This is a genomic window from Mucilaginibacter pedocola (assembly GCF_002013915.1).
Classification (GTDB): Bacteria; Bacteroidota; Bacteroidia; order Sphingobacteriales; family Sphingobacteriaceae; genus Mucilaginibacter; species Mucilaginibacter pedocola.
In genome coordinates, this window is the sequence record NZ_MBTF01000002.1 from 70,686 (window position 1) to 90,892 (window position 20,207).

18 protein-coding genes are annotated in these 20,207 nt (G+C 45.8%); 7 read left to right on the forward strand and 11 right to left on the reverse strand.

Features of this window, described 5'->3' with window-relative positions; genetic code table 11:
- Positions 1–83 precede the first annotated feature (83 nt).
- Positions 84–2,684 (forward strand): zinc-dependent metalloprotease, encoded by a 2,601-nt coding sequence (locus tag BC343_RS04635; RefSeq protein WP_078346572.1) that lies wholly within the window; start codon positions 84–86, stop codon positions 2,682–2,684.
- Between the two features lie 79 nt (positions 2,685–2,763).
- Here BC343_RS04635 and BC343_RS04640 read toward each other — a convergent pair whose 3' ends face one another.
- Positions 2,764–3,036 (reverse strand): hypothetical protein, encoded by a 273-nt coding sequence (locus BC343_RS04640; protein WP_143822059.1) that lies wholly within the window; start codon positions 3,034–3,036, stop codon positions 2,764–2,766.
- Between the two features lie 208 nt (positions 3,037–3,244).
- Here BC343_RS04640 and BC343_RS31310 point away from each other — a divergent pair, with 208 nt between their 5' ends.
- Together BC343_RS31310 and BC343_RS04650 are read left to right on the forward strand one after the other, a co-directional pair.
- Positions 3,245–4,078: a hypothetical protein gene (locus tag BC343_RS31310; RefSeq protein WP_202909730.1), complete on the forward strand. Its 834-nt coding sequence runs from the start codon at positions 3,245–3,247 to the stop codon at positions 4,076–4,078.
- Between the two features lie 213 nt (positions 4,079–4,291).
- Positions 4,292–7,258, forward strand: coding sequence for an outer membrane beta-barrel protein (locus BC343_RS04650; RefSeq protein WP_162276817.1), 2,967 nt, complete (start codon positions 4,292–4,294; stop codon positions 7,256–7,258).
- Positions 7,259–7,324: 66 nt separating this feature from the next.
- On the opposite strand, the gene BC343_RS04655 is transcribed toward BC343_RS04650, so the two are convergent.
- The 3 genes from BC343_RS04655 to BC343_RS04665 form a co-directional block, all read right to left on the reverse strand.
- Positions 7,325–7,699: a response regulator gene (locus tag BC343_RS04655; RefSeq protein ID WP_078346575.1), complete on the reverse strand. Its 375-nt coding sequence runs from the start codon at positions 7,697–7,699 to the stop codon at positions 7,325–7,327.
- Positions 7,700–7,806: 107 nt separating this feature from the next.
- Positions 7,807–8,841, reverse strand: a complete 1,035-nt coding sequence (locus BC343_RS04660) for an acyltransferase family protein (protein WP_078346576.1) — start codon at positions 8,839–8,841, stop codon at positions 7,807–7,809.
- Complete coding sequence (locus BC343_RS04665) at positions 8,841–10,379, reverse strand: YifB family Mg chelatase-like AAA ATPase (protein ID WP_078346577.1); 1,539 nt, start codon at positions 10,377–10,379, stop codon at positions 8,841–8,843. The genes BC343_RS04660 and BC343_RS04665 overlap by 1 nt, the downstream gene beginning before the upstream one ends.
- A 147-nt stretch (positions 10,380–10,526) precedes the next feature.
- Between BC343_RS04665 and BC343_RS04670 the strand changes: the two genes are divergently transcribed.
- Together BC343_RS04670 and BC343_RS04675 are read left to right on the forward strand one after the other, a co-directional pair.
- Positions 10,527–11,126: an HPP family protein gene (locus BC343_RS04670; RefSeq protein WP_078346578.1), complete on the forward strand. Its 600-nt coding sequence runs from the start codon at positions 10,527–10,529 to the stop codon at positions 11,124–11,126.
- A gap of 81 nt (positions 11,127–11,207) precedes the next feature.
- The gene (locus tag BC343_RS04675) at positions 11,208–11,966 is read left to right on the forward strand and encodes a class I SAM-dependent methyltransferase (protein ID WP_078346579.1); all 759 of its coding nucleotides are present in this window, start codon (positions 11,208–11,210) and stop codon (positions 11,964–11,966) included.
- 1 nt (position 11,967) lies between these two features.
- Here BC343_RS04675 and BC343_RS04680 read toward each other — a convergent pair whose 3' ends face one another.
- Positions 11,968–12,996 carry an acyltransferase family protein gene (locus BC343_RS04680; RefSeq protein WP_078346580.1) on the reverse strand — a complete coding sequence of 343 codons (1,029 nt, stop codon included), beginning with the start codon at positions 12,994–12,996 and terminating at the stop codon, positions 11,968–11,970.
- Positions 12,997–13,185: 189 nt separating this feature from the next.
- Here BC343_RS04680 and BC343_RS04685 point away from each other — a divergent pair, with 189 nt between their 5' ends.
- On the forward strand, positions 13,186–13,620 hold the full coding sequence (locus BC343_RS04685) for a cupin domain-containing protein (RefSeq protein ID WP_162276818.1): 435 nt from the start codon (positions 13,186–13,188) through the stop codon (positions 13,618–13,620).
- Between the two features lie 25 nt (positions 13,621–13,645).
- Here the strand turns inward: BC343_RS04685 and BC343_RS04690 are convergent, their stop codons facing one another.
- The 4 genes from BC343_RS04690 to BC343_RS04705 form a co-directional block, all read right to left on the reverse strand.
- On the reverse strand, positions 13,646–14,026 hold the full coding sequence (locus tag BC343_RS04690) for a hypothetical protein (protein ID WP_078346582.1): 381 nt from the start codon (positions 14,024–14,026) through the stop codon (positions 13,646–13,648).
- Positions 14,027–14,318: 292 nt separating this feature from the next.
- The gene (locus BC343_RS04695; protein WP_143822060.1) at positions 14,319–16,475 is read right to left on the reverse strand and encodes a S9 family peptidase; all 2,157 of its coding nucleotides are present in this window, start codon (positions 16,473–16,475) and stop codon (positions 14,319–14,321) included.
- Between the two features lie 71 nt (positions 16,476–16,546).
- Positions 16,547–16,969, reverse strand: coding sequence for a DoxX family protein (locus BC343_RS04700; protein ID WP_078346583.1), 423 nt, complete (start codon positions 16,967–16,969; stop codon positions 16,547–16,549).
- A gap of 1 nt (position 16,970) precedes the next feature.
- Positions 16,971–17,609: a dioxygenase family protein gene (locus tag BC343_RS04705; protein WP_078346584.1), complete on the reverse strand. Its 639-nt coding sequence runs from the start codon at positions 17,607–17,609 to the stop codon at positions 16,971–16,973.
- A 143-nt stretch (positions 17,610–17,752) separates the two neighbouring features.
- On the opposite strand from BC343_RS04705, the gene BC343_RS04710 reads away from it, so the two are divergent.
- The gene (locus tag BC343_RS04710) at positions 17,753–18,538 is read left to right on the forward strand and encodes a LytR/AlgR family response regulator transcription factor (RefSeq protein WP_078346585.1); all 786 of its coding nucleotides are present in this window, start codon (positions 17,753–17,755) and stop codon (positions 18,536–18,538) included.
- Here the strand turns inward: BC343_RS04710 and BC343_RS04715 are convergent, their stop codons facing one another.
- Together BC343_RS04715 and BC343_RS04720 are read right to left on the reverse strand one after the other, a co-directional pair.
- On the reverse strand, positions 18,539–19,282 hold the full coding sequence (locus BC343_RS04715) for an energy transducer TonB (RefSeq protein ID WP_078346586.1): 744 nt from the start codon (positions 19,280–19,282) through the stop codon (positions 18,539–18,541).
- Between the two features lie 96 nt (positions 19,283–19,378).
- Positions 19,379–20,170 (reverse strand): energy transducer TonB, encoded by a 792-nt coding sequence (locus BC343_RS04720; protein WP_162276819.1) that lies wholly within the window; start codon positions 20,168–20,170, stop codon positions 19,379–19,381.
- Positions 20,171–20,207 lie beyond the last annotated feature (37 nt).

Here is a 20,207-nt window from a genome sequence, read left to right on the forward strand (position 1 = left end):
ACATAGGCATTGGCAATTTTCTTCAATATTCCATATTTTTAGCTTTTGCTTTTTTTACTGACTTACTAATTTAAATTATAGAAATGATCACACCTCTTCGCGCGGGCAATAGCCTGCGCCTGGCCGTTGTAGCGCTTGCCGTTGCCGCAAGTTCGTGCGCTACCAAAAAACAAACAGCCTCTACCGTAACACTTAAAACAACCACCACCCCGGGCGGAACCACAGCAGCAACAGCTACTGTTGGCCCTGCCGGGAAAAAAGAAGGCATCAAAAAATTTGCCGATTTGGTGGGCAAAGTAAAAGCCGATACCGGTTTATTCTCAACGTACAAGGTTGATGGTAAATACTATTTTGAAATTCCGGATAGCCTGCTTAACCGAGAAATGCTGGTAGTTACCCGTTTTGTTAAAACCCCGGTTGGCCTAAAATCGTTCGGCCAGCAATACGGCGGCGAAGAAGTTAACGACCAGGTGTGGAAATGGGAGCGCCACGATAAACAAGTGTTCATCCGCGTGCCCAGCTACTCGGTACGTGCCGATAGCACCAGCGATATGTACCAATCGGTAAAAAACTCAAACCTTGATGCAGTATTGGCCGCTTTTGATATAAAAGCCTATAATAAAGATACTACCGGCGTTTTGGTTGATGTTACCGATATGTATAACGGCGATGTAGCAGCTATCAGCCTGCCTGATAATATCAAGAAAGCGTACAAAGTTAGTGCAATAGATGCAAGCCGCTCTTACATCGATACCATTAAAAGCTTCCCTATAAATGTGGAAGTGCGTACGTTGAAAACCTTCCGCGCGGGCGAATCGCCAACGGATAACACCAACGCAGCGCTTACTTTCGAGCTGAATACCTCGATGCTTTTATTGCCGAAAACGCCAATGAAGGCCCGTTTGATGGATGCACGTGTTGGTTTCTTTGGCCAGGCGCAAACAGATTACGGCACCGGTGCGCAAAAATCAGAAGTTACAGCCTACATCCACCGCTGGAAACTGGAGCCTAAAGATGAGGCAGCCTATAGCCGCGGCGAACTGGTTGAACCTAAAAAACAAATTGTTTATTACATTGACCCGGCTACGCCAAAAAAATGGGTACCATACCTTATTGCGGGTGTTAACGACTGGAATAAGGCCTTCGAAGCTGCCGGCTTTAAAAACGCCATTGTAGGCAAAGTTGCCCCTACCGCTAAAGAAGACCCTGAATTTAGCACCGAAGATGCCCGTTACAGCGTATTACGTTACTTTGCTTCGGATGTACAAAATGCTTACGGCCCGCACATTTCAGACCCTCGCACCGGCGAGATACTGGAAAGCCACGTTGGCTGGTACCACAACGTAATGAGCCTCCTGCGCAACTGGTACTTTATACAAACCGCAGCGGTAAACCCTAACGTACGTAATGCGCAATTTACCGACGAGCAAATGGGCGAGTTGATCCGTTTTGTATCATCGCACGAAATTGGCCACACCCTTGGCTTGCCACACAACTTTGGCAGCAGCTATGCTTATAAAGTAGATTCTCTTCGTTCTAAAACATTTACATCTACCCACGGCACGGCGCCATCAATTATGGACTATGCCCGTTTTAACTACATAGCTCAACCAGGTGATGGCGTTACCCGCTTTTACCCGCAAATTGGCGAATACGACCTTTGGGCCGTAAAATGGGGCTACACCTACTTCCCCGGCAACAAAACCGCCAAACAAGAAAAAGAAATGCTTGATGTTTGGACAAAAGCAAAAGCCGGCAACCCGCTTTATTACTTTGGCCGCCAGGGAACCTCTATCGATCCGCGCCTGCAAAACGAAGACTTGGGCGACAATGCCATGAAGGCCAGCACTTACGGTATTGCCAACCTGAAAAGGATATTACCGAACATTGAGAAATGGACTTTCCAAAAGGGCGAAGATTTTGATGATGTGCAGTCGCTTTACAACGAAGTGATTGGCCAATACAACCGCTACATAGGCCACGTTACCATGAATGTGGGCGGCATGAACGAGAACTTCAAAACATATGACCAAACCGGTCCGGTGTATGGCTTCGTTGCTAAAAACCTGCAGCACGATGCGGTAACCTTCCTGAACCAGCAGGTATTTAAAACCCCTACCTGGTTAATTAACAATGCCGAGCTAAGCAAATTTGATAACGGCGTAGTAATAGGCCGCATTAAAGCAGTACAGGTAAACGCATTGGGCAATTTGCTCAACCCATCGCGCCTGGCCCGTATGTTTGATAACGAAGCCAAAAGCGGTGCACTTGCTTATAAAGTAAGCGATTTGTTTACCGACCTGCGCCCCGGCATTTTCCCGGCAGGCAAGCCCGATCAGTTTCAGCGTAACCTGCAACGCGGCTACATCGAGAACCTAAGGTTGTTCCTGAATGTTGATGCCAGCGCCAGTTTCCCTGGTGCAACCAGCGTGCAACTGGCCAACTATGGGTTAACACCTATCAACATTGCTTTCTCAGATATTAGGCCAATGGTACGCGCCGAACTTACCCGCATCAGCAACAGCTTGCCTTCGGGTGGCGATGCGTTAACCAGCGCACATTATGCCGATTTGAAACTGCGTATAAAAGAAGCGCTTTATCCAACCAAACCGGTTGTAAACGTAGTTAACGGTGCCGTTGGCCGCTTTGCCGAGCCTGAGCAGGAAACAGAAGTTGATTTTTAATACTATACGATAGTAAATATTTAGCCCCTTGCCATAACGGCGAGGGGCTTTTTTATGCCCGGGGGCCCAAGGGCTCTGATTATTTTAACTGGCTGATATTTTCGAAAAAAGCCGCCTGCAGATCCAGCAGCGATTTCACACTCACCTTTTCGCCATACATATCAAAACACAAGAATTTTGTGGTTGATGTATCGTCTCCCTTCGAGCGTTCGAAGAAATTAAACGTTTCGAAAAAATAATGGTTGGTGGTTACCTTGTTTTTGAAATTGGTTTGTGAGGCATTTAGCCGAAAGCCAATAGCATCCATCCACGTGTGCACCCTCGCGTGCAGCGACTTTCTAATATTATCCATAGGTTAAAGATTTATATTGTTTAACGAAACAGATTAAACAAAAGTTGTGTTTGCTTGCAAACTATTTTAAACAAGCGTTAACAACTTTAATCTGAGGGCCCTTTTTGAAATTATTTCACATAACGGGAAATTTATTTTCTTTTTTCCACATCAGTTGAAACTTATTAACAAAAGCCCCGTAGAAATGAGACACAGCAAAAAACTAATTATGAAACTAAGATCTACTCTTTTTGCAATTTCGATTATTTGCCTTTCCCTCGGGGCTTGCAAAAAAACTATAACACCAGGCCCCGCCGGTGCTGATGGCGAAACAGGTGCTACAGGGGCAACTGGCGCTACGGGTGCTACAGGCCCTGCCGGGCCACAGGGCCCGCAAGGCGCAACGGGCGCTACCGGAGCTAATGGGGCCACCGGCGCTACTGGCCCTGCGGGTGCAACAGGCGCTACTGGCGCAACGGGTGCGGCAGGCCCAACAGGTGCTACGGGCGCCACCGGCGCCACCGGCGCCACCGGCGCTCAAGGCCCACAAGGCCAAACAGGTGCTACGGGCGCAACTGGTGCACAGGGTCCGCAAGGGCAAACGGGAGCAACCGGTGCTACAGGTGCAACCGGTCCGCAAGGAGCTACCGGCGCTACAGGTGCAACCGGCGCAGCAGGTGCTGATGGCAAGGATGGCAATGCCAATGTTGCGAGCGTAATCTTGTCTATCAAGAGCGTGTTCCTTACCGGCTTCACCCAGTTTGATGTTCCTCAAATTACACAGGATGTTGTGGACAAAGGCCTTGTCTTGATGTTCTTCAGAGTTACCGGCAGCAACAGCGGTTACTTTGCAATGCCTTACGCTGAAGCCGGGCAAACTTTGTCCCTATCATCATATGGGGTTGGATATGTTAGCGTAAAATCAAACTTCACCGCCAGCGGGCTCGATTTCCGCGTGGTAATTATCCAGGGCACCTCGCTAACTACTTTTAGCGCTGCACATCCAAATGTTAACATCAACAATTACAACCAGGTAGCAAGCGCACTGCACCTTACCAACTAAATACAACGCTGTATAAATTTATATACATCATTAATACCCCCACAGGCCCCGCAATGCGGGGCTTTTTTATTGCATCTGTAACAATCATATTAATCAGCCGCCATAATATGTAACAATGCTATGATTAATAAATATTTAAAAACTATTAAGTGAACATTTGCACAATATATGTGTACAAGTACCATATTAACACCATGTACGCCTTTAATAGTTATGAAATACATATTTTTACTTTTTGCCTTCCTAAGCTTTACTGCGCTGTCATCAAAGGCGCAGGCTCCCCGCCCCGTAAGCGGGACGATCATCGATTCTACCAAACTAACACTGCCCGGCAGTAATGTTAAAATATCGTCGGAACTGGGCGATAGCCTGGCATCTACTACCGATGCCAATGGTAAGTTTACCTTCCCTGCGGTTAAGGGTACCAAAATTAATTTAACCATTACCTCAATAGGTTACCAGGGCGTTATTAAACACTATACTATCCCTAACGATGGGAAGGCGGTTGTGATAGACCCCATCATCCTGAAATCGGAAACGCGCCAATTGGGAGTAGTTACCATTGTTGGCGTAAATCCCGTGGTTTTGAAAGAAGATACTGTGCAATACAGTGTATCGGCCTATAAAGTACGCGAGAATGCCCCGATAGAGGATGTGCTGAAAAAAATACCAAGCCTCGACGTTGCTAAAGACGGTACCGTAACGGCGCAGGGTAAACAGGTAACCAAGGTGCGTGTAAACGGTAAAGACTTCTTTGGTGGCGATGTATTAAGCGCCACCCGTAACTTGCCGGCAGATGTGATAGAGAGCGTACAGATAGTAGATGATTACGGCGACCAGGCCAACCTGAGCGGTGTGCGTACGGGTGAGCCAACCAAGGTGCTTAACTTCACCATCCGTAAAGACAAAAACTACGGCTACTTTGGCCAGGCAACAGCCGGCGAAGGCACGGATGCGCTGCCTAAAAACCCCGGGGTAACAAATGATAACCGTTACCTTGGCCTGTTAAACTTTTTCAAGTTTAAAGGTGATCAGCAAATATCCGTTTTGGGTAGCATCAACAACACTAACGTTAATACATTTAGCTTCGGCACACCAACCGGCGGCGCAGCAGGTGGTGGTGGTTTTGGCGGCGGCGGTGGTGGCGGCGGCCGTGGGAATGCGCTTAGGGGTGGTAGTTCCGGTTCTACTACCAATGCCGAAGGTATTACAAATGCCCGTTCTATTGGTTTAAACTTCAGGGACCAATGGGGTAAAACGCTATCGGTTTATGGTAGCTATAGTTTTAATGATAATACCGTTTATAAAAACTCCAACATTATACAAAACAACTTTTTTGCGCCCCCAAGTACAAGTACGCAACAAAGCCAGGAAACCAGCAACCCGGTAAACCATCGCTTTACTTTTAACGCCGAATGGAAACCCGATACCATCAATTATTTAAAGATCACGCCAACCTTCTCGTACTCCGGTAGTGATGTAATCAGCGTTGATGATGTAACCTCTACCCGTAATGGTGTTACAAATTTAGCTTACACCTCAAATTCTATCAGCCGTTCGTCGGCTCCAAATTATGGCATCACAGGTTTGTACAACCACCGTTTCAACGCAAGAGGCCGTAACTTGAGCATCCAGTTCAACGGCTCATCAAACAAAAGCAACTCGTACGATAATCCCGTTTACAACTACACTACCGGCGTAGGTAACGCTCCGGCAAACCAGGTAATTTATACTGATAGCCGCGTAAACACTATAGGAGGGAACATATCGTACCAGGAGCCTGTTAGTAAACATGGTTTTTTAGAGGCTAATTATGCTTATAGCCATTCGTCAACCACCAGCGACAAAGAGACTGATACGCTTTATACACAAGCCCCTGATCCGGATAGATACCACAGGTACGACCTATTGAGCAACAACTATCGTTACACCTTTACAACTAACCGCTTTGGTTTTAATTACCGCTTTGTGCAAACCAAATACAACTATGTGATTGGTATTGGCGCACAACCGGCTACTTTAGAGGGTTTTTCGGACAGGACAAATGCCGGCACCAAGGTAACTACGTTTAACATTATCCCTGCAGCAAGGTTCGTGTACAATTTCTCGAGGGGGCAATCTTTAAACTTTAACTATAACGGTAACAGCAACCAGCCTGCATTTAACCAACTGCAGCCTGTTATAGATTTCTCGAACGCATTATACCCGGTGCAGGGTAATGCCGACCTGAAACCGGAGTTTGCTCACAATATTCAGTTCCGTTACAATAAATTCAGCTTCCAAAGCGGCGACCTGTTCTTTACCAACATCGGCTTCACTAAAACCGAAAATAAGATCGTATCAAAAACAACTACCTACCCAAGCAGTTTTTCGGCAGCGGCATTGGCAGCAAACCCAACATTGCAAAAATTGGTTAACACAAACCTAACACAATACCTAAACACCGATGGCTACTACCAGGTGAACGGCGGCTTTGTATTCTCTAAACCATGGAAAGAACGTAAATACACGCTAACTTTTGATAGCCAGATTGCTTATACCAACAATATTGGTTTCTCAGATTCGGTAGACGTAAACAACGTGGAATCGCCTTTGCAGAAAAACATCGCTAAAACCTTTACGCTTGCACCACGTACGCGTTTCAGGGTAAACATAACCGACGTAATAGATGCAGAAACATCTGCCCGTTACAGCATCAACAAAACCAGCAACTCCTTAACCGGTCCGCTATACAGCGCCAATACGAACATCCGCACCTGGGACCTTGCGGTTAGCGGTAAAAACTATTTCTGGAAAGACTGGACCCTCAGCTACGATTATACCAAAACATTAAACTACGGTTACGCCAGCGCACTTAATGTTAAAAACCCTAATATTTTTAACGCTTATGTAGAGCGCCGCTTCTTGAAAGACCACCGCGGTACCCTTCGTTTAGCGGCATATGATATTTTCAACGAGAACACCGGCTTTTCTACAACAACTGTTGGTAGTATACAAACACAAACAAACGTAAATAAACTTGGCCGTTACTTCTTGCTATCGTTCACCTTAAGGCTGCAAAAATTCTCGGGCAAAGCCCCAGCACAGGAACGCGGTTTCCGTGGCGGTGATGGCCCGGGCGGCGGCGGCAGGCCGGGTGGCGGCCCTGGCCCCGGTGGACCAGGCGGAGGCCCAATGTAATAAGGCATATAAACAACAAAGCCACTCGTTTATGCGGGTGGCTTTGTTGTTTATAGAATAATTTTTTTAGTGGCTTACCAATACGTTGTTGATCACACGCTCCAACTCATCCAAATCGAAAGGTTTAGCTAAGTACGTTTCGGCACCGGCATGCCCGGCAAGTAGCTGGATATCACTATTGGCAGAAAAATATACCACCGGTATATCTTTTAAGCCGTCGGTTTTCTTAAGGGTTTGGGTGGCCACAATGCCGCCGGCATCGGGTATCCAGTTGTCCATAAGTATCACATCGGGCATAATACCCGATACCTTTTCGGCAATATTATTACAATCGGTATAGGTGCTAACCTCCCAGCCTTGCTCTTCTAAAATATAGCTGCAAATAGACAAGATATCCTCGTCGTCATCGAAAATGATAATCTTTTTAGACTGTTTGTTCATCGGGGGTAGTAGGAGTGTGAAGCTATTAATATCTTTTAATAAAAGCAAATATTTTAATTACAACCAAAATGGCCGTAATTCAAAGTCAACGCCTTAACTACACCCATTTACCCGAATTGTTTGTGCAGTATCAACTTAAATTTTTTTCCAAGCGGGGCTTCTATATAAGTGGTTATTAACCATGCTAAAAAGATGGCTCCGGGCACGCCGGCACCTAACACCGCTAACCAAAAAGGAGTGTTATGCTTAGTAAGTACGCCAATAATCCCCACAAAAATATAGGAGTGGATGAGATACAATGCAAAGGATATCCGCCCGAGGAAGAGCAGTGGTTTAATTGCTATAGGCTGCAGCCAATTATTGATAAATAGCACAAATACCCCGAAATATAAACACAGCATACGGGTGTACTGCATCCACATAATATGCTCGTGCGCCGGCCCCGCAAACGGGAAAATAAACAGCTTTACAACTAAGCAAAACAGCAGCGCAGTATAGCCGCTGATTGTGTTTATGGTTTTATTAGCAAGCTTGTAGAAAATGATGCCCGCAAAAAACAATGGAAAGTGGTTTAGAAGCGGAAAATACTTTGGCGATGTTTGCCACGTCCAATGTTGTATTATGAAGCTGCCATTTATTAAAATGAACAGGTTGGCTAAAATGCCGATGGTAACAATGTGTTTTAATAATTTAGTGGAGTAAAGAATGAGGATAACGATGTAAAAAAGCATCTCCACAATCATGGTCCAATAGGGGATATCCAAGTCTTTTACCCCTAAATAATATTGAAACATAGTCATGTTGGCGAGGTATTCCCAAATGCCTGCATGGCTATCGTGCGCGGCACCAAAATTTACCAGCCGCAGCAAAACCATTACACCGAAGGTGATAGATACACAGGCCCAGTAAGTGGGATAAAGCCGGGCAACACGATTGATCACAAAATCTGTACCGTTAGATACTTTGTTGATGCTCATGAATATCACAAAGCCGCTGATGATAAAAAACAGGTCGACACCTGTTACACCGAGGTTAAAACCCCACCACTGGTTTTGGCCCAAAGTGAAGTGATAGAGCATCACAAATGTGGCGGCAAGCCCGCGCAGGGCGTCCAATTCGTGGTAGCGCTTGTGCTTTTGCATCAGCCGGCCCACCCTTCCCTGTCGAGGCTGCGGAAGTGGATGGCTTCGGCCAGGTGCTCCAGTAATATTTCTTCACTACCGGCAAGGTCGGCAATAGTGCGCGACACTTTTAGGATGCGGTCGTAAGCACGTGCCGAAAGCCCTAATTTCTCCATGGCTTTTTTGAGCAGCGTTTGACCTGCCTGGTTTATCTTGCAAATATCGCGCACCATTTGCGGGCTCATTTGTGCATTGGCGTGCAAGTCGGGTTTGTTGCCGAAGCGCTCTATTTGCCGCTCTCGGGCTTTTATTACGCGTTCGCGGATGGGTTCGCTTTTTTCGGCAAGCCGGTCTGATGATAGTTCGGTAAAATTCACCGGGGTAACCTCCACATGCAGGTCTATCCTGTCGAGCAGCGGGCCCGATATTTTGCTCAAATATTTTTGTACCGTACCCGGCGGGCAAATACATTCTTTCTCCGGGTGATTGTAGTAACCGCAGGGGCAGGGGTTCATGCTGGCTATCAACATAAAACTGCTGGGGTAATCAACCGTAAACTTGGCGCGCGATATGGTAACACGGCGTTCTTCCAGCGGCTGCCGCATTACTTCGAGCGCGGTTCGTTTAAACTCGGGCAGCTCATCTAAAAACAAAACCCCGTTGTGTGCCAGCGATATTTCGCCGGGTTGCGGATTGCTTCCGCCTCCGACCAAGGCCACGTCCGAAATAGTATGATGGGGCGAGCGGAAGGGCCGGGTAGTAACCAATGCATCTGCGGTGGATAGCTTGCCGGCTACCGAATGTATCTTGGTTGTCTCTAACGATTCGTGTAGGGTTAGTGGCGGTAATATAGATGGCAGCCTGCGTGCCAGCATGGTTTTGCCGGCACCGGGAGGACCTATCAGTATTACATTATGTCCGCCTGCTGCGGCTATTTCCAGTGCACGTTTGATATTTTCCTGCCCGCGCACATCGCTAAAATCATTGTCGTAATTGGTAAGGCTGTCGAAGAACTCCTCGCGCGTGTTTACAATTTCGCGCTCGAGTGCTGCGGTTTTATTAAAAAAGTCAGCTACCTGTTTGATGTTCTCTACGCCATAAACCTCCAAATCATTAACAATAGCAGCTTCGCGGGCGTTCTGTTTAGGAAGAATAAAGCCTTTATATTTTTCTTTTCGCGCCTGTATGGCAATGGGAAGAGCGCCTTTAATGGGCTGCAGGCTACCGTCGAGCGAAAGCTCGCCCATAATAAGGTATTTATCCAGTTCGGCGGCATCGATTTGACTTGATGCTGCTAAAACGCCAACGGCTATGGTAAGGTCGTAGGCCGAGCCCTCCTTTTTGATATCGGCAGGAGCCATATTCACCACAACTTGTTGGCGGGGCATGCGGTAACCGCAATTTCGGAGGGCAGAATCTATACGGAAATAGGCTTCTTTAATAGCCACATCGGGCAGGCCAACAACAAAAAATTTTGTGCCTGCTGCAATATTCACTTCAACCGTTATGGTAATGGCCTGTATGCCGTAAACCGCGCTCCCAAAAGTTTTAACTAACACTATCAGATAAGGTATTTATAGCGAAAGATAGAGAAAAGTTTTGGAACAAGAACGCAAACGTGTGCACCGGAGATAATCGGCAATATTTTACGTATCGAAAACAAACATTCAACTATTGCGAACTGCCATTAGTTTACTTTTACACCCGTGATAAAAAAGCATCTCACTCGTGGCTACCGCATAAGTAAGTATGTGGTTTATAAAGAAACCCTTGTAAATACAACAGAAAAATTCTGGTCATTTTTAGGCTCAGTTATCGGCATTGGGCTTATCGCTTTCATACAAGATAAGTTACTGACAACGAACGATAATGTTTTTCTTATCGGATCATTCGGTGCCAGTTGTGTACTCGTCTACGGGATAATTGAAAGCCCGTTGGCGCAACCGCGTAATTTGGTAGGAGGGCACGTTGTCAGCGCGATAATTGGCGTAACGGTATTTAAACTATGCCCCGATGTGATCTGGCTAACGGCGCCGTTAGCCGTTTCGCTTTCCATTATAGGCATGCAATACACCAAAACGCTGCACCCGCCCGGCGGCGCAACCGCGCTAATTGCAGTTAGCGGCTCGGCAAAAATAAAAGCCCTCGGGTATTTTTATGTTCTGTACCCAGTGTTGGCAGGTGTAACTATTTTATTGATTGTGGCGCTGGTGTTTAATAATCTTACCTCAAAAAGAAGTTATCCGGCAGGGGGGAGGCTGCTACGGTTATTGAAGCGGCGTGCAGGCTTTAAAAGAGCACGGTAGAGGCGGTCGATCAATGGCGAATCGACATAGCTATTCCTGCTTTCCCCTAAATTGCCTATCTTTCCGCTAAAAAACTGATAGATGCTTGAGCAGGTAAAACAGCAGCAGAACGCTTACGAAGAAATTTACGCGCCCGAACAGCGTTCGGAGTTCGATTTTCATATCACAACCGATCCGCTTACCCGTTACCTGCGCGACCGCCGATTGCTTAAAGCTCTTGAAGTATTGGAACAAAGCAACCCCAACATACGCGAGTGGAGCGTACTGCTTACTTGCGGCGGCGTTGGCGGCGAGGGTTTATTCTTCAAAAAGAATGGTTTTAATAACGTTACGGTAAGCGATATTTCTGAAAATTCGCTGAAGATATGTAACGAATTTGACCCGGCCATTAAAACCATTATGCTGAATGGCGAAAGCCTTGATGTACCCGATGCATCGTACGATCTGGTGGTGGTTCAGGATGGGCTGCACCATTTGCCCCGCCCGGTTTCAGGTTTTACTGAGATGCTGCGCGTGGCCAAAAAAGCGGTTATTGTGATAGAACCATACGATAGCCTTATTGGCAACCTGATGGGTACCGAATGGGAAGTACAGGGCGATGCCACCAATTACGTTTTCCGTTGGGACAAAAACAGTTTTACCCAGGCCGTTAAAAGCTACCTGCTAAAAAACTACAAACAAATAAAAGTGCTTCGCTTTTGGGACCATGGGCTCATGGTATCTAAACTGGCGGGCAAGCTGCCTCAGGGCATGCAACGCTCTGCCGCTAAAGTTATCTACGGCTTATTTTCTCCCTTTAACTGGGTAGGTAATATGTTTGTGGGGATACTGGTAAAATAAATTATCCTACCGCGTGGATGGTTTTCTGTTTGCGCTTGATGAAAGGCTTCTCAATAAACAACCACGAAAGCGTTGCCATAACAACCGTGCCGCCAATAAGGTACATCAAATTAAAGTAGGGTACCAGCTTCAATTCCACGACTACGGTGATGATCATGCCGTGGTAAATATACATTCCGTACGATATATCGTTTTTCTTCAACAGCTTATCTGCAAATGTGGGTAGGGTATACGCCATAGATAATAGCGTAAAAGCCAGGAACAGGTATTGTATCACTGTAAAATACGCGGCATCTATCCTGTCGAAAAAGAACATACTGAATGCCACGTAGGGTACTATCCAGTACAACGCCTTCCCGTAAATAAATTTGGAGGAATAGATGCGGCGCCGCTGAAATATTACGCCTGTAAGAAACAGGTAAAAATGCGGAATGAAGGTATAGCGTAGCAGCTTGGTTATCTTCTCGTTAAAGTGGCTTAGGTTATACACCAAAGCCAACCCCACAAAAATCACAAACAAGGCCATGAACCAACCGTTCAACTTACCCTTAGGCGCCAGCAAAAAGCAGATGGGCAGCATAATATAGAACTGCAGTTCGATGGGGATGGTCCATAAACTGCCGTTGTAGGAGCCGAAGCCATAATCGGCCAGAAAGCCAGGCGTATAAATAAAGCCAAGCAGTTGCGTGGGCAGCCAGGCCAAAGTTTGTTTATTGATGAAGTTTACACCCGTTATAGTAAAAACAATAAGCGTTAAAATAATACAGGCCCAAAGCCCCGGATAAATACGCAGAGCGCGGTTGCGGATGTAGTTTTTGAGGTTACTATTCCGCTCGTACGATGCCGAAATAAGGTAGCCGCTTATCACAAAAAACACCGGAACACCCGGGAACAGGTAAAGTATTTTAGTAGCGGTGTGGCTGATGGGTATTTGGAGGTGCTGATAAAAATGGTCGAATATTACTTCGGTTGCTGCCAACAGCCGCAGCAGGTCGAAATTGTTTATCTTAAATTCTTTAGGCCGCTCCATATTACAACCGCAAGATATGGATTATTAAACAAGGGCAATTATTGGTATTAACGAATTTCTGCAATTAGCTTTTGGTTAAGTGTTGGGTTTACAATTAACCACCCCGAAATTTATTTCTGAAAACCGGGGTGTAGTTGTAACACTATGTTGTGTTGGCCCGTCATATCCCTACCCAAACACACAATTACCATGAAAACGAACATTTGGCCGGGCAATAGCTGCGAAGCCGAAAACATAGCTTTATTGGGTATAAACAACAACATTATACTCTCCACCGAACGTAACGGCGGCAAACTCACCATATTGGAGCAGGTAGTAAACATTGGCTCAGCATCGCCCTTGCTTACCTGCGCACGCGAAGAAAAAGTTATTTACATAGCCGAAGGAAATTTTGTGCTATCGGCAGATGGGCAGCAGTACCATGCCGGCAAAGGCGCAAGTATGTTGGTACCCAAAGGCGTGGTACATCACTTTAAAAATATAGGTACCAGTATTGGGAAGCTGCTGATCACCCTAACGCCCGGCCGCCGCGACGCCTTGTTGAAAGGCATAGATAGCTCCGTAAAGGTTTACGGCGAAAATATAGAGGCAATAAAAAACGCCGCAATTACTTGCAGCGTTTAAGTATTAAATTTATAACTGATCTTGCTTATATAAAGCTAAGCCCGCAAGCAATAAGCACGTTGCCCAATAAAGCAGCCGAGCAAATATTAACATTGCGGCGGGTAGCAACACGCGCCATCTGCATATTAACTTTATTGAACCATTTGTTGTTGAGCAATATAAAGTGGTTTGCTATTAAAAACATAATAGCGCCGGCCACAATTGCTACGCAGGCACCCAAGCCAAGGGTTACCAAATGCCCTTTAATAAGCAGCTTGGTTATCAGCATGGCATTGGTAAGCAACACTACCAGCAAGAAGCTTACGTTAAACATCGATTTAAACTCGGGTAAACTCTTACCCTGGCCGAAGTTTTTGAAGTTCCACCTGTAAAACGATACATAAATGGATTGATAGGCTTTTTGCATGGCGTATAGTGTTTATAGTTAACAAATTGGTATGCCTGTTAGACTATACCGTTCTTAATTAGTTTAACGTACTACTGTTTGTTTTGTTACGCAATGTAAAATTTAATTTTGAAAATGCAAAATATTGCGAATTATATTTTATCGACTGTTAGCGTGGCATTTTATTTAAGCGCAAAGGTCGCAAAGAAAAAACGCAAAGAGCACAAAGCCTTTTAATGGTGTTACAGGCTTTGTGCTCTTTGCGCTAATCATTTTGCAAATTCTCTGCGTCCTTTGCGGTTAATTGGTCGCGCTACTTACTTGCCAACTCCGACGGTACCGGTTTCTCCAACAAATACTGATAGATGAACCGGTTCGTTTCCATTTGTTGATGCTCCGCTTTTGCTTTATCGCGGAAGCCGTGGCGTTGGCCGGGGTACAGCATAAACTCGAAATGCTTGCCTTCGTCCATCAGTTTACTTATTAGCTGAATGCTGTTTTGTGCGTGAACGTTATCATCCATAGTACCGTGTACTATGCGGAGTACGCCCTTAAGTTTGTTAGTATGTGTTAGTACCGAACTGCTTTTGTAGCCTTCCGGGTTGTTTTTTGGCGTACCCATGTACCGCTCGGTGTAATGGCTATCGTAAAGGCTCCAGTCCATTACGCCAAAGTTGGCAATACCGTGGGTGAAGTAATCAGCACCATAAGTTAAGGCATAAGCAGTTACGTAACCGCCGTAGCTACCGCCGGTGATGCATATTTTGCTGCCATCTACATAGCTTTGTTGTTTCAGGTATTTTACCATTTCAATGTAGTCGTTCATTTCCCACTTGCCCAGGTCTTTATACATATAATTCTGGCCGACCTTTCCGAAGTGGCCCGATGCACGGTGATCCATGGCAACTTGTATCATGCCTTCTTTTGCCCACCACTGCGCCATGCCGCTAAAGCGCCAGGTATCCATTACGGTGCCCGCGTTAGGCCCGCCGTAAATGCTGATCATTACAGGGTATTTTTTGTTGGGGTCGTAATTTAATGGCAGCATAACGGTCATCGGCAGATCAAAACCGTCGGCCGTTTTCACGCGGATAAGTTTTGTAGTTGCCAACTCGTAATCGGCATACTCGGCACCTTTACTATCGGCTACCTCTTTTACCAGTTTGCCTTTGTTATTAAATACCGCAATTTTTGTTGGGGTTGATACATTGGAATAAGTATCTGTAAAATAAGTTCCCTTCGGCGACATTGACACCGAGTGGTTATACTCGCCTGCCGTTAACCGGGTTAAACCCTTGCCGTTAAAGTTGGTTTTGTAAAGGTCAACACGTGCGCTGTTCTCTTTGCGGGCGGTAAAGTATACCTGTTTGTTCTTCTCGTCGATGTACTGGATGCCGGTTACCGTGAAGTTGCCGTTAGTCAACTGCGATTTTAGCTTGCCATCCATTCCGTACCAGTAAATATGCATCCAGCCGCTTTTATCGCTCATCACAATAAAGCCCTGGTTGCCTTTCAGGAAATCAACATCCTTAAACCAGCTTATCCAGGTTTTTTGCTTTTCGTCGTAAATCTCTTTTTTTGAACCGGTTGCCGGTGTAACCGCATAAAGCTTCAGGTTATTCTGATCGCGGTTCATCCATTGCATCCAAAGCTCGGTACCATCCGGCGACCATATAGGCGTGCCTAAGTAAGTATCGTCGTTCTCGTTAAAATCGGCCCATGTAATTTTATTGCCCGGCACATTGTAAAATGCAAGCTTTACTTTCGGGTTGGCATCGCCGGGCTGCGGGTAGCGGGTTAACTCGGTAAAACCGTGTTGCCCTTCGGAGTTATATAGCGGGAACATAGGAACCTTGGTATCGTCGAAGTGCATCCAGGCTAACGTTTTGCTATCCGGCGACCACCAAAAGGCTTTATAGCGCGACCCGCGGCCTAATATCTCCTCGTAATAAACCCACGACGCATAACCGTTGTAAATAACATCGGTACCATCGTTTGTTATTTGTGAAGTTTTACCGCTGGCAATATCCAATATGTACAGGTTACCCCCAAAGGTGAAAGCTACTTTGCTGTTATCGGGCGACAGGGTGGGATTTTGCTCCTCGTCGGATGTTTTGGTGAGACGGGTTTCGGTACCGTCGGCTTTTTTCAGGTAAATATCTTTATCCTTAACGCTCACGCTCCAGTCTTTGGCGGGTGGGGTGTAAGGTGTTTCGTTACCGGTGAGCACATCTACCTGTTTGCTTCCGCCTTCGTTGCTGCCGCCGCCTCGCCTGCCGCCCGTGGCTGCTTTTATGTAATGGCTATCGTCGGCCCAGCCTGATATAGTGGGCAATGGGGTAATAATTTTGTTAGGCTCGTTCTTGAGCATTTGCCCAGTAGTGAGCTGCTTTTTTTGCGCCTGGGCAGAAAATGCCGAAACGGCCAGCGCAACCATAAGCGCGCGGCTAAAGGGGGTAGGTACGGTCATAAGATCAGTAAAAAGTTTAACCGCTAATTTTGTAAAATTCGGACACAATATGGTAATGTGTAGTAGGAATTTTACAAGCGCGGCCCTTTAATATGCTGATTTACAACATCAGCCGGCGTATACCGCCCGCCCCCGGCTATAAGCAAAGCCAGCAAAGCGCTGCCAAGTTCTGTTATCTCTACAATACCCTCCAAACCATAACCTTTGCCCAGGTTACTTAAAGCAGCAACCAACATTGTTATAAACATTAATGCAGCCGCTGGCCGCACGGCAATTCCTGCTATCAACAACATTCCACCAAAAAACTCGGCAACCATGGCCATAAACCCCCAAAATGTTGGTAGAAAGTTTATCCCAAGGTATTGCATGTTCTGCCCAAGGCGGTGCCACCCATCCGGGCCGCCTTGTAATTTAGGCCAGCCATGTAAAATAAACATACTTCCAATGCCTATGCGAAGTATCAGCAATGCTATATTACCATTCCGTTCGTTCATGCTATCTGTAATATGGGACGTTTAAACCGAGGATGATATCGCGCTTGCAAACCAATATGCCCGATGCATTTTTGCTTAACTTTATAATTCCCGAACCTCCTCGGTTCTCAGTTTTACTTCTAAGGCTATCAGTAAGTAATGGGTCGTTATCGAACTGGAACTCGTCTATATAATATTCATTTATTCCGGGCTCTTTTATCACCGGGTGAATGTGAGCCGGGTTATTACGTTCGGGGTAGGGTGCGGGCATGGTGGTGTAAAAAGTATACTTGCCATCGCAACCGGTTTTCAGCCAACCGCGCAAGTGCCCGTGGCGTTTACCGTTTACCTGCCCGGGCGATGCACTGTAATATCCTTTGCTATCGGTATGGTAGATATACAAAATAACGTTGGCCGCAACGGTATGCCCGTCCTTGCGGTACACGGTGCCTTCTACTATCAGCTTTTTCCCACCTGCGGTCCAGCCTGGTAGGTAAGCTTTGTTGGATAAGTTTGAGGGCATGCCCTCGTAAATTAAATTGCAGCCATCGCAGCCGCCGCCAACCTCGGGCGAAGGTGCCAGCGATGATACTTTTTTTGCCGACGCGGCCAGCCCCGCCAGGCCAAGCATCAACGAGGTAATAAATTTTTGCCTGTTCATGGTTTTTAAATTTGATGCTGCAAGGTGGGCGGTTTATGCGTCAATTTTTTGTTTTGTAGACCAACGCTAACAATAGTAGGCCAATAACAATACACCCCGATAGTGGTTACCCGGCAATAGTTATACTTTTACATCAACAACTTATGGCTACAGAAAACAACAAGGCTACCAGCAGGCAACTCATACCGCAATTACTGTTTTGGGTAGTGATAACCCTGCTGTTTTTGTACGAGCGCCGCTACCTGATAGACAAAGCCGGGCTACCTAATTTTTTGGGATGTGTAACGGTTAGAGTAGGTTTATTAATGGCATTGGCTTATCTTAATATGGCTTTTTTTGTGCCGAGATTTTTTGCAAAAGGCAAGTATTTGCTATTTGCTTTATTGCTGATAAGTTCCATTGTGGTGTACGTTGCGCTGCAGGGGGCTTATGATATGTATCTTTTCGGCTTTGTGATAGGGGATATGCGGCACCGCGGTTTTTGGTATAACATTCCTTATAACATGATCAGCTCGGGATGGTACGTGGTGGTAACGGTTTGCTTTAAAATAGCGCTCGACCGATTTAACCGAAAGGATGAGCCTCTACCGTCGGCAGAAGAAGCCCCAAACATAGCGCCGGAAGCCCCGGAGTTTATCTATTTTAAAACCGGGACCAAAACCGTTAAGCTTAGGATAGCCGATATTACTTATGTGCAGGCGTTAAAAGATTATTCGATTGTATATACACCAACAGATAAGGTAATAACTAAAGGCACGCTGAAATACATTGAAAGCATATTGCCTGCGGGTGAATTTCTGCGCATACACAAATCGTACATCATCGCCAAAAATAAGATTGTAGCCGTTGAGCGCACCCGCGTTTTATTAAGCGCACAAATAGCTGTGCCCGTTGGCAGGAATTACCAGGATAGGTTGGAGGGGTTTTAATCAATACCCACCTAAAGCGAATGTTACCGGCACATCATATTCTATGGCTACGGGTTTACCATGGGCTATGGCCGGCAGCCATTGTCCGTTTGCTGCTTTTACAGCAACCATCGCTGCTTCGTCCAAACCAAAGCCAAGGCCCTTTGTTACCTTATATTTAGAAACGCTTCCATCAGCACCAATATTGAATGTAATAATTACGGTGCCTGTTTTATAAGCCTCTCGGGCTTGTTGCGGATAGGTTACAGTTCTTGAGGTTATTGCTTTAAATAACACCTCTCCATCAAGGTAGATCGGTGGCCGGTCCAATCGAGAAAATGCTGTTCCTTCTTTTCCTACAACCCGGTATAAAAGTGTACTATCAGTAGCCAATGGTGCCAATGTCCGTAGTTCCTGTTTATCGTAGTCGTATTTTATCAAAAGCCGCCCGTCATTGTCGAAGGCACACCATTCACCTGTTCTTGCGCCGGCTTTATAATTTCCTTCCAGTAATACTTTACCTGCATAACTGTATTCATGCCACACACTGTCTTTCAGGTTGTTTTTGTAAAACCCGTCGGATTGTAAAAGGGAGGAATATTTGCCAAAGGCCTTATACTCGCCTTGCCTAATTTCATTGTTGCTATTTAAAACGTAATATTTTTCTTTAAGTCTTCTGGCATTATCTTCAACTACATGTTCGCTGGTTTGTGCAGCGGCGAAAAAAGGCAGTAAGCACAACAATATAAATAGGTTAGGTTTCATAGCTTAAATATAAAAATTATAGAACAAATAGCTGTGCCCGTTGGTTGGAATTACCAGGTTAGGCTTGACGGGTTTTGAAGATCTCCCGGCTTAGTGTTATCTGCGGTATCTTTCGGAAACGCCCCCGATAACAATCACCTGGTCGGGCCTATATTTCTTACCACGCGGTTCGTCCAATGCAAAAACCACCGGTATTTCCACCATGGTGGCTGCAGGCTTGCCATTTACCATTCCGGGGATCCACATGTCGGATAAATTTCCGAAAACACGGAGCGTCTCTTTTTCCGTCATTGCATCTAATGTTTTTGCGACTACGTAATCTGTGACATTCCCCTTTTCGTCGATCATCACATTTATAATTATCTCGCCCTGTTTATTATTTTCTCTTGAAGTGGCGGGATAACGGATCTGCTTTTTTAAAAAATTAACCAACGCTTGCATCCCATTCACATAAATAGGTTTGCGTTCAACAATCAGCGTAGGGTCGGTAGTTGCCGTAACCTTAAATAGGGTATCAGTAACCGTTGGGAAAAACACCAGCAGTTTATTGTTTGCGAAATCATACTTAAGCCGTTCCATCCCCCTGGCAAAACCCGTCCATGTGCCAACTTTTTCGTCATCTTTATAAAAAGCCTCAAGCGTAACAGCCGATCCTGAATAATACCGCCAAACACTGTCTTTTTTATTCTTACGAAAATATCCCTCTATCTCGGGAGTTGGATTGAGGTCGCGTGAAAACCTTGTATACTTTCCTTGCAGCGTAGCGCTGTCCGATTTTAAAACATGATATACTTCGTTTGTCGCGGTCCGGTCGTCTATAGCAATCGTTTCTTGCGCATAGGCTTTCCCTATTAAAAGTAAGCCGATTATGAATAGTTTAGGTTTCATCCTGTGAATATACCAAATCAAACAAAAAAGCCCCAAC